This window comes from Nostoc sp. (genome assembly GCF_036919615.1).
In the GTDB taxonomy this organism is placed as follows: Bacteria; Cyanobacteriota; Cyanobacteriia; order Cyanobacteriales; family Nostocaceae; genus Nostoc.
Genome location: NZ_JBALCN010000107.1, coordinates 1 through 16,638, shown reverse-complemented (window position 1 = coordinate 16,638; position 16,638 = coordinate 1). Strand labels below are relative to the sequence as shown.

Below are 16,638 nucleotides of genomic sequence, written 5' to 3'. Positions count from 1 at the left end.
CAAAAGCAGCGATCGCTTCATCGTTTCTATCGCTGTTGATTCCTAACCTGGTCAGCGATCAGGGAAAATATAAACAGGCACAATTGATTAAATAATGGCAACAAACTGAAATTCAAAATTAGGTAGTTTCTGCGCGATTTTTATCCTACACTGGATATTGCTGTGTGACTGCTATCTTCATCTTGTAGCGGTAGATTATCTTTATCATAGAGAACTTTCATGTGTCTGCTAAACTGTTCCTCGACAAAATAGCTGCTAGAAAATTCACTTGCAAAAGAAACCTGATGAAAGTGATAATCTAAATTCAGCAAATTGTAGACAAGTCTTAAAAAATAATCATCTATCCAAAAATCTACATCAAATAGTGAAATGCCATATTTTCCTTCCAACCTGCGATTTAAAGTTTTCAGTAACCAAGACCATTGAGGCTTGAGGGTAGGATCGATGCGGTTACCAAATACAGGATTAAAAAACTGATTTACTTGAGTTTTTCTCAGATCAATAACTTTAGTTAATAAATCTGCTGCATTAATTGGAGATGAGTTAAACCAATAGTTAGCAACTACTAAATCATGTAAATAAGCGACTACGATTTTAGGATTTTCTTTAATGAACTGCGAACGACAAACAATTCCTCTAATTGAGGGAATTCTTAAACTAATTGTTTGAGATAGAGGTAGCTTTTTGACAAAAGCATATCCTTCTAAAATTGAGGCAAAAGTGTGACAACAGACATAAGCATCTATAGTTTTATTTGCCAAACTCTTACTCGCTTTACGAGGATCTTCATTCACTAATCTGCAATCTTTACTGACATCCAGATCATAGAGGTCAAAAAGAGTAATGATGAACCTATGAGCATTTGAACCAAATAAGGTGGAAATTCGTTTGCCTTTTAGATCCTGGATAGTGTTTATAGACGAATCTTTATGGAGAAGAATATTTATATCTTGACCCAAAAGATTATACGAAGCAATCCCAATTAATTTAGAACCAAAACTTAAATCATCAAAAAATTGGCTACCATTATTCAAGAGAGAAATATCATCTAAAATACAAATATCTAATTCTCCCCGTTTCATCTGTCGGTTCATTTGTTCCCCAGAAGCAAACGGCATAATTTGTAACTCGAAATCTCGATTCATTTCAATATTTTTGAAAATAGCCTGTTCAAGTGATGAGGATGCTCTCTGTAAATCAGAAATATACTTAGTTCCATACCCAGCAATAAACTGTCCGATGGAATCTCTTTGAATACCTATCCTCAGAACATTTTCCTCTTTGGGAGAACAGCTACCTAAAATTAAATTTACGTTGGGCAAACTTTCTAAGTTATCTTGATCGAGTCTAAAACTTCTAACCAAACCCTCTGCGGATATTAACAATTCACTAAAGTGAGGAACATGAAGATAAATACCATATTCATTAATATCTTGAATTGGAAAAGTTAGGGCTTGGTATTGAGATATTATATCAGTTTGACAAAAGTCAGGTAAAATCGTTAGCTTTTGGTTTTTTGAAGCATAGTTTAGTACATCTTGATAACTGTATAGCATCTGTATACCACTTAATCTATTCATTAAAACTCCATTTTTAGATAGTTGATGATGAACCTCGTCTAAAAGTACAATATCAGCCAGATCAATATCATTTATTTTAACTAAGCTATGCTCATTGAGATATTTACTTGCCCTAAAAGAAACCAACAGCATTTTATGAGTTGTTAATCTAGTGCAGTGGTGTTCTTCCTTATATCCAGAGCAACTGTTGAGCAAGAGATCCATTTCTATGAGTTGAGAACTTGAAAAAAATCTGCTATTTTGAACTGCAATCTCTTTGATATTTCTACCTGGAAAACAAAGCTGAAATCGCTGCAAATATTGTTTGAGCCAGACTTCTAAAATTAAATTAGTAGCCCCCAATATCAAATCTTCACCTTCAGCACTAAATGTTACCTGAAATTCTTCTTGCAGATTTTCTACAGTTTCTACTACATTAAATGTCTGAGAAATCAATTTCTTACCTTTATTAGTCAAGCTGATAGAGCCAGGAGAGCGATTTAGGAGAATTACTCCGAAATAATCCTCTATTTGCTTGACTTCTTTACTAATTAGTGCTTGACTATACCCTAGTTTTTGTCCTGCTTTAGAGAAGCTACCGCAGTCATCTACTGCTTTTAAAATTTTGATGTGATTTAGGGTAATGTCTTCAAGTTTAATCTTATTCATACTAGGTAAAGTAAGATTTTTAATTACAAAGCAATTAAGCTGTTCTGCTGTGTATATTCGGAAATCACTAGTTTATGGAAGCGAATAGTGTCTTCCAACATAGATTCAAATTTGAGTACAATTAAGTCAACGCCAACAGCTTCATATTCTTTCAGGCGTTGAATGATAGTATAACGATCGCCAACGAGTTGAGCAGATAAACCGAGATTGGCTTCAATGGTTTGACTAATATCTAGTTTGTTGTGGGCAACTACGTTAGGATCGATTTGCTCTTGAAAGTATTTGATCTGCTGTTGCTCCGCAGAACGATAAATCGCTGATAATCTGGCTTCGGCTTGGGCGGTATTTTCACGAACGATCGCAAACGCACTCATTGCCACTTTAATCTGACGCTGGTAGCGATCGCTAGCCAATCTTTTCACTTTCTGCACCAAGGCTGCCGTTTTTTCAGGATGATCAGCATTGATAAATAAATAATCTCCCTGACGAGCCGCTAGGTCAATCGCTCGGTCTGATTCACCAGCAATGAAAATGGGTGGTGTTGGTGTAGGCTTATCTGGGAGAATACCTCCTGTGATCGTGTAGTATTTGCCGACGTAATTAAAAGCTTCGACTGTCCATAGCCCCTTGATTACATCAATATACTCTTCTAATCGCGCGTAGCGATCGCTGTGGGGTAACCAGATATCTCCATAGCTTTCTACTTCTAATTTCCACCAACCTGCAATACCACTCAGAGCAAATCTACCATTACTAAGTTGATTTTGAATGTCTGCACTCAGCTTGGCAACGACCGCAGGTAATTTAAAACCGGGTTGTACAGCCGCAACAATCTTGATATTCTTGGTGTTCAAACTTGTTAAAGCTGCTGTAACCCAAGCGTCAGTCACATTATAGTTAGGCCCATGAACTGCATTCAAGTAATGTTCAGGAATGTAATAGAAGTGATAACCTAACTCGTCTGCCTGAACTGCCAGCCTTACCAAATCTTGCGTGGATAAATTAGCCTCATGGTTGACAACCCGCAACCATCCACCACAGACCGGTGACCAAATTCCAAACTGAAGTGGCATAATTTTTTATGTGCCTTTTTTTACGAGGTATTAACTAAACTACGGTTTTTACATCTCTTTACCGTGGTTTAGTAGTTCACACTACCACATTTATTTCTGCTGTGTATAGTTGCAGATGACACATGAAAATCAGTTGTCTATCACGATATGGAATAGGATCGATACTTTGTTGAGTCCTGATTTCTGGTTGCTCTGACTGAATCAGGGTGATAACCAGCAAATATTAAATAATAATTAAATACTCAGCAAAATTGGGCAGTATTCCATTTTGGAATAGGGAAATGGAATTTAGGTATATCGAGTCACGACATCGGAAAAATTTTCGTGATAAAGTCTGATTCATTAAAAAACTACGGTAGCACAGTCGGGTTATGGTATATTACAACCATTAGAACCTGAAATTGTCTACTTGTAAACTCAGAGTAATTTCCAGCCGCTCTCAAGCTTTAAACTTTGACTAAAATTTTGTCAGCTAAAATTTTAGCTGATTTGTTAGTGATGACAAATTAGGCTTTGTTGCATCATAAGCAAACTTAGACAAATAACCAAGCAGTTTCAATTACAAACGCACAATTATGGTAGATATTAAGTTCGCATACTGGATTCCCAACGTCAGCGGTGGGTTAGTTGTTAGTAAAATTCCTCAAAGGACAGATTGGACTTATGAATATAATGCTCAACTAGCTCAGACGGCTGAAGAAGTTGGATTTGAATATGCACTAGCACAAGCTAGATTTATCGCCAGCTATGGCGCTGAGTACCAGCTAGAGGCATTAACAATCGTCTCAGCTCTAGCTCCAGTCACCAAGAAATTGAAGTTAATTGCAGCAGTTCACCCAGGACTATGGCATCCGGGAGTAGTTGCCAAAATGGGTTCCAGCATTGATTTTCTCTCTAACGGACGGTTTGCTCTGAATGTAGTTAGCGGTTGGTTCAAAGATGAATTCACTATATATGGTGAACATTGGTTAGACCATGACGAACGCTATCGTCGTTCAGAGGAATTTATCCGCGTTCTCAAAGGCTTGTGGACTGAGGAGGAGTTTCACTTTAAGGGCGACTTTTACCGCATCAACGGCGGTTGGGTGAAGCCTAGACCAATTAATCAGAATCCACACCCGGAGATATTCCAAGGTGGTAACTCCAAGGCAGCGCGGCGCATGGCTGGCCGGGTGTCTGATTGGTATTTTATGAATGGTAATACCATAGAAGGGGTGCGAGAGCAGATTGAAGAAGTGTCTGCATTAGCTCGTCAAGAAGGACGCAAAATTAAGTTTGGCCTGAATTCCTTTATCATCGTGCGAGATACGGAAGCAGAAGCCCATGAAGTATTGCGCGATATTATTGCTCAGGCCGATGTCGAAGCGGTGAAAGGGTTTGGCGAAGCCGTGAAACAGGCGGGATCTTCTACTCGTGAACGTCAGGGAATGTGGGCAAATTCCAATTTTGAAGACTTAGTGCAGTATAACGATGGTTTCCGTTCAGGCTTGATTGGCACGGCTGATCAAGTAGCTGACAAGATTCGCCAGTTTTATGAAGCGGGAGTCGATTTAATTCTTGGCGGCTTCTTACACTACACAGATGATCTTCCAGCATTCGGTAAGACAGTAATACCAATTGTGCGCGAACTGAAAGCTAATCGTCGGACAGCTGATGAGTTAGTTGTGGTCTAGCTGATTCTTGAGAGTTAACGACTTGGTGCAAGTAGTTGTGTAATTTATCCGGGCTTTAACTGGTAAATCGTTCAATGGTTAAGCCCCTCCTGACAAAAATTCAGATTCAATCTGTTAGAAGTTACGCAAAATAACTTTCAAACTCTAATTCCTACGTGTCACGGAGACTTTGCTCAAGCTGCAAGTGTCCTGCTCTGTGCTGGGAATGGTTCGTTTTTCCGTTGTCAGTTATTTAATCACAATCAACAAGGAGTTATGTTATGACATCAGTAATTAATACTGAACAGAAGGCGCATATCATTCAGGATGACCAAGAAGCGATCGCGATCGCTCACGAACTAGCAGCTGAGTTTGCCAAGGGAGACTCAGAGCGCGACCAAAATCGGCGTCTCCCTGCTGAGGAAGTGCAAAAGTTCTCCCAGAGTGGATTGTGGGGGATTACAGTCCCTAAAGAGTATGGCGGTGCTTTTGTATCGAGTGCCACTCTGGCAGAAGTAATTAAAATCATCTCCGAAGCCGATTCTAGCCTCGGTCAAATTCCTCAAAACCACCTCTATATGGTGGAAGCAGTTCGCTTAGATGGCACAGATGAGCAGAAGAAGTTCTTCTTTGATTTGGCTCTACAAGGCAAGCGGTTCGGTAACGCCTTCTCGGAAATTGGTACTAAGTCTGTTACTGATGTGCAGACAAAATTAGAACCAGATGGTTCTGACTTCGTACTCAATGGACGTAAATACTACTCTGCTGGGGCACTACTGGCACATTGGGTTCCCGTCATTGCCAGTAATCCAGATGGTAAAACAGTGGTGGCATTTGTCGAACGGGATGCCCCAGGATTGACCCTACTTGATGACTGGACGAGCTTTGGACAGCGTACCACTGCCAGCGGCACTAGCATTATTGAAAATGTGAAAGTTAAGGCAGAACACGTGATTCCGCACTACTTAGCCTTTGAGCGGGCAACACCAATGGGTGCGATCGCCCAAATCATCCAAGCTGCCGTAGACGTAGGGATTGCCAAAGCCGCAGTCCGTGACACTATTTACTTTGTCCGCAACCATACCCGCCCTTGGGTTGACAGCAATTTAGAAAAAGGATACGAAGACCCGCTAACGCTCTATAACTTAGGCAATGTACAAATTCAGGTTCACGCTGCTGAAGCATTGCTGCAACGTGCGGGTGAGTTTATCGACATCGCCAACGAGTCAGGTTTAGAAGAACCCAAGGTAGTTGAAGCATCGATTGCAGTTGCTGAAGCCAAAGCCTTAGCCACCGAAGCATCACTACTAGCTACCAACAAGTTGTTTGAACTAGCAGGTACTAAGTCCACATTGGAGCAATTCAACTACAATCGCCACTGGCGAAATGCCCGCGCTCACACACTCCACGATCCCGTCCGTTGGAAATACTACGCTGTTGGCAACTACTTCCTAAATGGTGTTTACCCCCCACGCCATCCTTGGTTGTAACTGCTGCATTCTCTATTGAGGTGACTCAATTTTGGATTTTGGATTTTAGATTTTGGATTAGGAAATTTTTTCAATCTAAAATTGCAAATCTAAAATCTAAAATTCGGTTAGGTATTAGGAGGAAATATTTAGCAGAATGCTTTACCCCTGATAAATCCAACATTATTCAACATTATTGAAGTTGATACTATGAGCGTTGCAAACCCAACCCAGAGGCGGAGCATTTGGAAAAGCCAGCCATTTAAGGGACTGCTTTTTATTGCTGTAATTGCTGTCATTAGCTATATTTTTGAACTCATCTTTGGTCAAATTATTCAGCTGAACGTGGGAACAAAGTTGACTTATATCACTATATGCTTCGTCTGGTGGTGGCATCTAGGTTTTTCCCTCAACGGCTATCCAGGTTTTCGCTTTTTTTCTACCCGATTTGGACGAGGAACAGTGAATTTAATAGTGCTGTTGGCACTAGTTTACATTACTGGAGAAGCTTGGAAGTTCATTTCTGCAAAAGCAATTCTCACTGATACATCTGTTGGCTTGTGGGGACAAACAGCAATCATTGCAGCCGCCGCCAGTTTATTCTTCTTTGACAACACGATTGTCACCACTGAGGAAGTACGCAACTGGCATCCAGTAAGCGGCTTTCTTAATATCTTTTTTGCCGTCTTCTTTATTGCCCCTGCACTTACTTTTTTGCCACAAATGTGGGGACTTCAACCGTTTTATATTCCTTGGTATTGGTATCCTTGTTCGACAGTCTTCGGTAGTTTCTTTGAACGTTGGCCTTTGAACAAATTGGAACTAGGAATGCCACGTTTGGGGTTACTGCATACAGGTATTATTTTGTTACTAACTCTGATTACAGAATTGTTTCTCAAACAGCTAAGAATGGATTTGTTTACAACAACGGCAGGGCCAACGTTTGCAGCTATTTGGACAACTGTTGGTTTAGGATTTGTTTGGCAATTCAATATGTGGCCTTTCACGGAGCTATCACAGCCCGCAAAAGGCATAGTTGCATCTGTTGTTAGTTTAATAATTTCGGTCTTGTTGTACCTGGTGACAGTATCTTTAGTAGGTCAAGAAAATATTATTCAAGGGCTTTACTGGTGGTTCAATATCCTTTGGGTTCAAGTATTCTTAATGGCTCCAGGATTATACGACGGAATTAGCCTTTGGCAGGATGTGCCGCCACTAGTTGAAGAACAGCAACCCCTGAGCTTAAATAGTGAAGGGCGTTAGAATAATTCGTAATTGATAATGACGCTCGCAGACTCGCTAACGTAATCGTAATTGAATTTTTAACTACGAATTAGTAATCACTTGTGATGTTGTTGTCTCGGCTCTCTCTGTCCTCTTACAGGGGGAGAGTTTTTTAGCTTTCATATCTGCATTGCTGATTAGGAGGATAAAAAACTCGCCGACTTTCGATGAATTATTCTTTGCACCTTTGCTGATTATCTAAAAGGTGAAGGTTGTTCTCACAGTGCCAATTACTGCATCCTGATTGTCATCGTTTTGAGCAGGAGCCGTGATCCAAATTACGCCAGGGGTGATGGCAATGTTATCTGTAAGCCGATACTTGTAAAAGCCTTCAATATGTAAGGATAAATCGTTTGCAGGTGCAGGATTGCCACCCCGATAAGGTTCTGCACCCACAAGAACACCACCAAGGTTGCCTTGTTTACCTAAATCTGGGAATGCCAATCCCAGAGCATAGTACCAAATATCTGCACTACCAGTACCTGCCAAATTCTTGGCGTTAGTGTAGCCAAAGAACCCATTGACTGCAAATTGAGGAGTAAATTTATAGAAAGCTTCTACTCCGTAGGAGTTGGTAATCCTCCGCTCAAATGGAGTATTGGCTTGATTTGTCCCGACAAGTGTAAAACCACTACCCAGGTCAAATATTGCTCCCCGATTTTGGTAGGCATTTACATAGGTCAAACCAATGCCAGAGTTCTTGTTGGGGTTCCATGCTATTTGTCCAAATGCGCTATATTGACCATTAAAAAAACCTCTGTCTGGCTGAGGACTGGCATGATCTCCTGCTAAGTAACCCAAGCTCAATACCAATTGGTCACTGAATCGATAATTGAATCCCCCACCTGCACCACCACCAATACGGTAGATAGGACTAGAGGAAGCAAATTCTGTCAAAGCACGACCTCCTCCTGAGGCACTCTCGAGATAAGGACTCAGAGTAGGAACAAAATCATAAAGTACTCCGTTCACGGCTCCTATATAAGCATCAATTTTGTTGCCAACTGGGAAATAGTAAGAGAGCCAATCTAGGAACAGGTTGTTGTTACTAGGAGCAAGATTGAAGGTTTGCAAACCTTCGGCTGAACCACCAGGAAGCTGCAAAATAGTAGTGTTTCCAGTAGTTAGACGAGTATATAGAGTGTCTTTACCTGTAAAGCTAGTTTGTAAAACGAGGCGAACTCTATCTTGAAAAACTGTGTTATCACCATTGACTGAGCCTTGAAAAGCATTCGTAATCACAAAGATGGCTTCTGCAGAAAGCTTTGTTGTTGTAGAAAACTGATTGGCTTCTAGTTCCGCAGTCCGAGCTTCTAAACTATCAACGCGACCCCGTAGAGTCGCAAGTTCAGGGGAAAATTCTGCTTGCAGCCTTTGTAAGGTAGTTAAGTCTTCTTTGGTAACTAAGTCAGATGTAGCTGTTGCAATTAGCTCGTTAATCCGAGATAAACAAGCATTTAAACCTGCTGCAAATTCATAGCGAGTGATGGCGCGGTTCCCCCGATAAGTGCTATTTGGATACCCCGCAATACATCCATAACGCTCAACTAAAGACTGGAGTGCGCCAAATGCCCAATCAGTTGGCTGCACATCTGAAAACTGAGATACAGATGTTACCTGAGACATACTGTTTGTCTGTTGGACGCTTGCATCACTATTGATTGCAGGAATTTTAAGTGTTTGTGCGATGGTTGTTTCCGAGGAATTGTCCCAGAAATTGGCGTTAGCGCAGCGGGGCGAAACGCACGTCGCAGATGGTATATTTGTTTGAGTCTTAGTCACAGCCACTAAATTCCTATCTTCAGCATGAGCTGATGTGCTGGCTAGCAAAGTAGCCCCCAAAATCATCGATTCCATGAATAAATTATGAAATGAACGATTGAACATTTCTATCACTCCTCACATTTTTGGTTGGGAAAATTTAGTGAAAGCCATCAGATATTTCAGTGACTTGTCAAGCTAAAAATTTATGACTAGCTCTGATAAATGTTGAATTACTTTAACACTCAAAAGTTTTCACTAATATCGCTACACTTCCAGATATAACCAGATGTATCAGTGAATCTCTGGCGTTTGCATCTGCATATATATTTCAGTGGATAAAAGACTTGTTTTCACACAAATAGAATCCTTGCACAAGCTGGTCTATTTGCTAAGAAAATGTCTATCTATCTGTAAAAAAACATTGCAGTTTTACAGAATTATCTGAATTTATCACTAAGTTTTTATAAACTACTATATACCTATCAAGTTAAAGTAGCTTATTGTATTTAAGTTAATAATATTGCATATATAGTCCTGAAAAACAAGTAGATAAAAAAAATTATTCTCAGAAGTTTTTTTTTGCTTAACTCTTAATCAACTATTTTTTGAGATTGTACTAGCAACCCATAAATTTTGCTAAAGTTATTTCATTTGAACTTGCTTTATCAGTTAGACTATGCAATACTATATTCATAGTACGGTAGTTTTATCAAAATACTGTAGTTTTAAAATTTTTCTAGCCAAATTTATAGTTGCTCCTCACAATAGGGTTAATAGGAGAAGTTGCAAAGGATGCAATTAATCGAAACTAAAGAGTCTCAAAATTATCTTGATCTAGCTAAGTCTTTAGCAAAGGAATTTGCCCAGACTGCTGTGGCGCGGGATGCGAAAGGGGGAACACCAAAGCATGAACGCGATCGCTTGCGCCAAAGCAACTTGCTGAAACTGATCGTACCCACAGAATCCGGTGGTTTAGGACAAAGCTGGATTACCGTTCTGCAAATTACCCGCGAGTTTGCCAAGGTTGATAGCTCCATTGCTCATGTCTTTTCTTACCATCATCTAGGTGTAGTAATTCCTCATATCTTTGGTTCGGCAGAGCAAAAACAGCGATATTACTCAGAAACTATTCACAACAATTGGTTTTGGTGCAATGCCCTCAACCCTTTAGATAAAAGAACGACTCTGACACCAGAAAATGATTATTTCCGTCTCAACGGCATCAAAAGCTTTTGCTCTGGTTCCCAAGACTCGGATATATTGCCAATCACTGCCACTAATCAAAAAACTGGTGAATTGAGTATTTTGGTAATTCCCACCCAACGGCAAGGTATTACTGTTCATGATGATTGGGATAATATAGGGCAGCGTCAAACAGACAGTGGTAGTGTTACTTTTGAGAATGTGTTGGTATACTCTGACGAAATTCTTAGTAGTAGAGACAAACCAAATCAACCTTTCAGCACTATTCGTGCCTGCTTAACTCAATTGAATCTTGCTAATATCTACCTGGGAATTGCACAGGGAGCATTTGAAGCTGCTAAAACATATACTTGCACTAATACAAAACCTTGGCTGACATCAGGTGTAGAGAGTGCAACTAAAGATCCTTACATCCTCCAGCACTATGGCAAAATATGGGTTGATCTTCAAGCAGCCGTGTATCTAACTGAGCAGGCGGGAGAATTACTACAAGCAGCTTGGGAGCGTGAATGGTTACTTACCGCAGAACAACGGGGAGAATGTGCGCTCTTGGTCGCTACTGCCAAAGTCGTCGCCACTAGAGTCGGTTTAGACATTACCAACCGCATTTTTGAAGTTATGGGCGCACGCGCTACCACGGCAAAATATGGCTTTGACCGCTATTGGCGTAATCTCCGCACTTTCACTCTCCACGATCCAGTAGATTACAAAATCCAAGAGATCGGAAACTGGGCGTTAAATGATCAACTGCCAAAACCTAACTTTTATTCATAGTTATAAGTCAATACGCTTGGGTTAAGCCCAAAAAATATATTGCGTAGGTTGGGTTGAGGAACGAAACCCAACATTTTCGGGGATTTGTTGGGTAACACGAATATTCAACCCAACCTACAATTATCCTTAACTGAACTGTATTAAGTTATAAGTAGTCGGACAGAATTAATTACACAACATCATTGTGAACGCTTCATTTCATTCGCTTGCAATAACTGTAAATATTTTTGTCCACCTACTTATCAATTTTTCATTAAGCCAAAGGCGCTCATGTTGCCCTCAGCACATCGCCCAGTCCTACATACCTTGAAGTCTCAATTTTTCACTTCCCCGGCAGATGTCGCTTTTTCTTCCAACTCCTTTACCGTTTGTGCCACACTGATTTGAGGAATCAAAGCCAAACCTAAACTCAATAGTAACGGTAATATTTTCAGGCTAACCATAGACTTTCAGCTTAAAATAACTAAGTCAATCTTCAAACCAAGCTTAATCTCAGTATTTAAGTTTGTAACCTGTAAAACTTAACATACTGGGTAAATCAGGCAAAAATATGGCTGCAAAAATTCTTGTCACAGTGATCACAGGCTTCTTAGGTAGTGGAAAAACCAGCCTAATTCGCCACCTGCTACAAAACAACCAAGGACGCCGCATTGCCGTTTTAGTCAATGAATTTGGCGAACTCGGTATTGATGGCGAATTGTTAAAATCCTGTCAAGTTTGCCCGGAAGATGGTGAGAGCGACACTAATATTTTTGAATTAACTAACGGCTGCTTATGTTGCACTGTGCAGGAAGAGTTTTACCCAACGATGCAAGAGTTAATCAAGCGGCGAGATAGCATCGACTGCATTTTGATTGAAACCTCTGGTTTAGCTTTACCAAAACTGCTGCTGAAGGCTTTTCGCTGGCAAGAAATTCGCAACGCCGCCACTGTGGATGCAGTGATTACTGTGGTAGATTGTGCAGCGGTAGCAACGGGGACATTTACTAGTGATCCGGAGGCGATCGCAGCCCAGCGGCAAGCAGATGATAATCTAGAACATGAAACACCTTTGCAAGAACTGTTTGAAGACCAACTTGCTTGTGCAGACTTGGTGGTGTTAAATAAAATTGACTTGGTAGATGCCGAGACAAAAGCCAGAGTTGAGGAATTGATTAAGCAAGAATTGCCCAGAGTGGTAAAGATTATCGAGAGCGATGCCTACGGCGGGCTACGCCTACTTTCTCAATTAGATGCATCTATATTATTAGGATTCCAAGCCGCAGTCGAAGACAACTTAGATTCTCGTCCCAGTCATCATGATACCGAAGAAGACCACAAGCACGAGGAAGAGATTACCTCAGCTAATTTAATTTTGGATCGTGCCTTTGAACCAGAAAAGCTGCAACAGCAGTTGCAAACATTGGCACAACAACAAGAAATTTACCGAATTAAAGGCTTTGTGGCAGTGCCAAACAAATCCATGCGCTTAGTGATGCAGGGTGTGGGAACTCGATTTGATAAATTTTACGATCGCCCTTGGAAACCAGAAGAGGCTAGGCAAACGCGTTTAGTTTTCATCGGTCGTGATTTGAAATCCTCAGAAATTGAATCACAACTTATAGCTTTATAAGTATACCCAGATCCCCGATAACTTTTACGAAGTCGGAAATCTATATCCTGAGAGGTACGAGTTATGAATAACTAGTTAATTCAAAACAAAAAACAATAATAACTAAAAATCCTTCACCTTACAACAATATGACGATCTCTCAACTTTTTAACGTCGCCAATCTTTTCGTGTTACCTTTTTGGACGTTGATGATTTTATTGCCAAATTGGAAAGTCACACGGCAGATAATGGAATCATATCTACCCTTTGTGCTGTTAGCTGGGGCGTATTTGTATTTGTTTATCAACAGTATTACGCCAGAAAATGCCCAAGCTTTATCAAATCCCCAATTGGCTGATATTGCACGATTATTTGCCGAGGAAACAGCTGCTGCAACGGGTTGGATTCATTTTTTAGTGATGGATTTATTCGTCGGCCGCTGGATTTATTGGGAAGGGCAAAAAACAGGTATTTGGACAATTCACTCCCTAGCTTTGTGTTTGTTTGCTGGCCCTTTAGGATTACTGTCTCACATTTTGACTTACTGGATTGCTAAGACATTTTTCCCGAAGTTTCAGCAGAATGAAGCGGTGACAGTAGAGGAAAAAGCTATGTCATAATTTGGCATATAGTTATATATAGCAATCATAAATTGTTTCTGAAAAACCAAATCCCCGACAACTTTTACGAAGTCGGGGATCTATGAGGTTAGGGAATCAGTTTACTCCCATTACCAATTACCTGATTTTAAAATCATTAAGCGTTGTCATGTCTATAGTCGGCATCTAACCAACAGCGTGGTAGAACTTCACCAGAAGGAAAAACGAGATTTTCTTTTTTAAAGGGATTAGGTGGCTGTTCTTCTTCACCTTCTTGTTGTCGTCCGTGAACGACATCATTATTCGGGTCTAGCAATTCCTGAATCTCAAGAATTTTTACTAATTCACCAGTATCTTTGAGTTGTAAAAGCATAGAAATTGCCTCCAGAAGTTTGCATAAGGTGTAGCGCGAGTCTTAACATAAACTCGTTCACATCTCAACCGATTTAGAACGCCGAGATTCCTTAATTGTCAAAGGAAATTTTACCAGATATGCAGACACAAATTCCACGAGATTTATTTATATGTATCTGTGGTTTTTATTTTTATAAAACTAAAATAGCAAATAAATCCCTAATTCAGCATATCAAATCTAAAATTGAATAAGGGAATGCTGACCAATAAAATTGTCTAATTCAAATAATCTTAGTTTTAGTGATTAGATTTCGCGTTGATATTTTTCTAAAATATCTACTAAGGTGACCTGGGATTGCAGTGGTAGTAAATCGATTAAAGGAAGTTCGCTTTTACCTCCACCAATTTTTACTGGAATTGATTTCAAGACTTTTATAACTTGATCTTCATTTACACTGTTGGAAGTAATTAAGGGATACAACTGTTCAGCAACAAGGGTATGCAATTTGGCATTAGATAAATAAAGATGCCATTTGGCAATGTCTATGTAGACATTTTCACCAATTTCAGCTGCTAGGGCTTCCAGTAGTTCTGTGGTGTTAGTCTTAGCCATAAAAATAACCTTACATTAAGAAAGAGTGCAAAATATCAGGCTTTTTTACATTATTGCTCAATTAACAGGCTAATCCTACTACCACAGGTTACAATCGCCCCAGCATCAGCAGTCCGTCTTCAGATGGATTTGGATGGAGTTTCGGTGTAGTTGGCGATCGCACTAATATAAATTAGATGCACCAACAATATTCCTGTCCAACTTAAAGTCACCCACGGCAACCACTCCCAGGTAGTGCTTTTCAAGATGTGGAAAAACCACAACCCGGAATTAATACTAGCAGCGATCGCCACATGGATGGCAAAATTCATCCGGTCATCGATCTTGCGGTAATCAGGGTCTTTGCGATCGGGTTCGCGAGGCCAACGAGGAGGCATAAATATTTGTTACAGATTTAGATACACCCTACTCATTCTAAGGTTTTTGGGGCATTCATGTCGCGCATATAAGCTTAATGCCTATTCCTCTTGTGTTTAGTGGGTGTAGCACTCCGCAAGGCGGAAGTCAAAAGCCAAAAGTCAAAAGTCAAAAGTATTATGGAATGCGATTTTTAGAGTTTTTAAATGGTTACTCTATTTACGCCGTGACGCACTAGTGACTTCCAACTCATCATACTTATTGACTTTGTAGATGATCGTCGAAAGTAGCCAACTGAATACAAAGATGGCAATGATTAAGTAACCAATTGTGCCAAAGTTATCACCTAGTTGACTAATGAAATCCCAAAACGGACTTTTTAGTTGTAACTGATCACCAATAATGTTCAGAGCCTCAATTCCACCAATGACCACAGCAACTAGTACAGAAACAAGGGTGATGGTCATGTTGTAGTAGAGCTTGCGGATTGGTTTGACGTAAGCCCAGCCATAAGCACCAAGCATTAAAATGCCGTCAGTGGTGTCAATCAAGGACATACCTGCCGTGAACAAAGCTGGAAACAATAGGATCGACCAGATAGGCAGACCTTTAGCTGCTTGATTGGCAGAAATCCCCAGCAGTGCTACCTCTGTCGCCGTGTCGAAGCCTAAACCAAAAAGGAAACCTAAAGGAAACATTTTCCAGCTACTATCTATTAACCGAAACAAAGGCCGGAAGATGCGACCAAGTAGCCCACGTTGGTTCAAAAATTCATCTAAAGATTGCTCGTCGTAGATTCCTCCTCGCTTGACGCTTTGGAAGGTCTTATAAACATCCCATAGCACCACCATATTGATCGCTGCAATTGCTAGTAGAAAAAGTGCAGAAACGGTACTGCTAATTAGCCCTCCAAGCTTTTCCAAACTGGGAAAGTCGTTATGGATGGTTGTAGTGGTTAAGGCGATCGCAACAGAAGCGGCAATTACAACGGTGGAATGACCTAGGGAGAAGAAAAACCCAACAGCAACAGGTCGTTTGTTCTCCTGCATCAATTTACGGGTAACATTGTCAATCGCGGCGATGTGATCGGCATCTACAGCATGACGTAGACCAAAGCTATAAGCTAATACGGCAGTGCCAAGTAGAAGGGGGTAGCGATGGAATGCAATCAGGGCAACTACCCAGACCAAAATATTCACGCTAATCAGGAACGCATAAATGCTGATAACTTTACGTCTAACGTTTCTGGAACTATCGTTGAAAACACGTGAAAATCTGGATAGCATTTATCACTCCTAATCTAGGGATATTTTGTACAAAGTGAAAAACGAATCAGACTCAGTATGAGCCGTACCAGCATCCTCAGCCAGCTATTTCGTTTTCATTCATGAAAATTACTTATATTGACATTGACGTAAGGTTTAGTAAAACCTATCTAAATGACAAAGATATTGCAAGGCTATGTCAAAAGTGTGGCTAGTTGGTGATACTTTATAACGGTGAGCAGCATTGGCAGGCTGAAATCTTTATAAATAGAACTTGTCAGCCCAGTAAGAAAATCCCATTCTTACTTCTTTAGGACTTATCCCTCTTCTGTCACTTTCCGGAATAAGCAAGTAGTAAATAAGCTAAATCATCCAGAAGCATAACAGGGTTTAAATTGATTCATGGCAGCAA

General features: G+C 40.3%; 14 protein-coding genes. 6 read left to right on the top strand and 8 right to left on the bottom strand.

The window, feature by feature from the left end:
• Positions 1-140 precede the first annotated feature (140 nt).
• Both V7K48_RS34000 and V7K48_RS33995 read right to left on the bottom strand, forming a co-directional pair.
• Entirely contained in the window at positions 141-2,228 is a 2,088-nt protein-coding gene (locus V7K48_RS34000) for a LysR family transcriptional regulator (protein WP_335079631.1), read from the bottom strand.
• Between the two features lie 23 nt (positions 2,229-2,251).
• Entirely contained in the window at positions 2,252-3,301 is a 1,050-nt protein-coding gene (locus V7K48_RS33995; protein WP_335079629.1) for an LLM class flavin-dependent oxidoreductase, read from the bottom strand.
• A gap of 575 nt (positions 3,302-3,876) precedes the next feature.
• Between V7K48_RS33995 and sfnG the strand changes: the two genes are divergently transcribed.
• The 3 genes from sfnG (at position 3,877) to V7K48_RS33980 (ending at position 7,685) form a co-directional block, all read left to right on the top strand.
• Entirely contained in the window at positions 3,877-4,974 is a 1,098-nt protein-coding gene (gene sfnG, locus V7K48_RS33990; protein WP_335079627.1) for a dimethylsulfone monooxygenase SfnG, read from the top strand.
• Between the two features lie 260 nt (positions 4,975-5,234).
• Positions 5,235-6,443 (top strand): SfnB family sulfur acquisition oxidoreductase, encoded by a 1,209-nt coding sequence (locus V7K48_RS33985; RefSeq protein ID WP_335079625.1) that lies wholly within the window; start codon positions 5,235-5,237, stop codon positions 6,441-6,443.
• Positions 6,444-6,632: 189 nt separating this feature from the next.
• Complete coding sequence (locus V7K48_RS33980; protein ID WP_335079623.1) at positions 6,633-7,685, top strand: hypothetical protein; 1,053 nt, start codon at positions 6,633-6,635, stop codon at positions 7,683-7,685.
• A 219-nt stretch (positions 7,686-7,904) separates the two neighbouring features.
• Here the strand turns inward: V7K48_RS33980 and V7K48_RS33975 are convergent, their stop codons facing one another.
• Positions 7,905-9,593 carry an iron uptake porin gene (locus V7K48_RS33975; RefSeq protein WP_335079621.1) on the bottom strand — a complete coding sequence of 563 codons (1,689 nt, stop codon included), beginning with the start codon at positions 9,591-9,593 and terminating at the stop codon, positions 7,905-7,907.
• A gap of 669 nt (positions 9,594-10,262) precedes the next feature.
• Between V7K48_RS33975 and V7K48_RS33970 the strand changes: the two genes are divergently transcribed.
• Positions 10,263-11,447 (top strand): acyl-CoA dehydrogenase family protein, encoded by a 1,185-nt coding sequence (locus V7K48_RS33970; RefSeq protein ID WP_335079619.1) that lies wholly within the window; start codon positions 10,263-10,265, stop codon positions 11,445-11,447.
• 314 nt (positions 11,448-11,761) lie between these two features.
• On the opposite strand, the gene V7K48_RS33965 is transcribed toward V7K48_RS33970, so the two are convergent.
• Positions 11,762-11,890: a hypothetical protein gene (locus tag V7K48_RS33965; RefSeq protein ID WP_335079617.1), complete on the bottom strand. Its 129-nt coding sequence runs from the start codon at positions 11,888-11,890 to the stop codon at positions 11,762-11,764.
• Between the two features lie 107 nt (positions 11,891-11,997).
• Here V7K48_RS33965 and cobW point away from each other — a divergent pair, with 107 nt between their 5' ends.
• Positions 11,998-13,059 (top strand): cobalamin biosynthesis protein CobW, encoded by a 1,062-nt coding sequence (gene cobW, locus V7K48_RS33960; protein ID WP_335079615.1) that lies wholly within the window; start codon positions 11,998-12,000, stop codon positions 13,057-13,059.
• Between the two features lie 128 nt (positions 13,060-13,187).
• Positions 13,188-13,658: an ABA4-like family protein gene (locus V7K48_RS33955; protein WP_335079613.1), complete on the top strand. Its 471-nt coding sequence runs from the start codon at positions 13,188-13,190 to the stop codon at positions 13,656-13,658.
• 136 nt (positions 13,659-13,794) lie between these two features.
• Here the strand turns inward: V7K48_RS33955 and V7K48_RS33950 are convergent, their stop codons facing one another.
• The 4 genes from V7K48_RS33950 to V7K48_RS33935 form a co-directional block, all read right to left on the bottom strand.
• The gene (locus V7K48_RS33950; protein WP_335079611.1) at positions 13,795-14,010 is read right to left on the bottom strand and encodes an acetyltransferase; all 216 of its coding nucleotides are present in this window, start codon (positions 14,008-14,010) and stop codon (positions 13,795-13,797) included.
• Positions 14,011-14,295: 285 nt separating this feature from the next.
• Positions 14,296-14,604, bottom strand: coding sequence for a DUF3181 family protein (locus V7K48_RS33945; protein WP_334724906.1), 309 nt, complete (start codon positions 14,602-14,604; stop codon positions 14,296-14,298).
• Positions 14,605-14,723: 119 nt separating this feature from the next.
• Positions 14,724-14,981 (bottom strand): 2TM domain-containing protein, encoded by a 258-nt coding sequence (locus tag V7K48_RS33940; protein WP_335079609.1) that lies wholly within the window; start codon positions 14,979-14,981, stop codon positions 14,724-14,726.
• A 195-nt stretch (positions 14,982-15,176) separates the two neighbouring features.
• Complete coding sequence (locus V7K48_RS33935; protein ID WP_335079607.1) at positions 15,177-16,247, bottom strand: HoxN/HupN/NixA family nickel/cobalt transporter; 1,071 nt, start codon at positions 16,245-16,247, stop codon at positions 15,177-15,179.
• Positions 16,248-16,638: the final 391 nt, after the last annotated feature.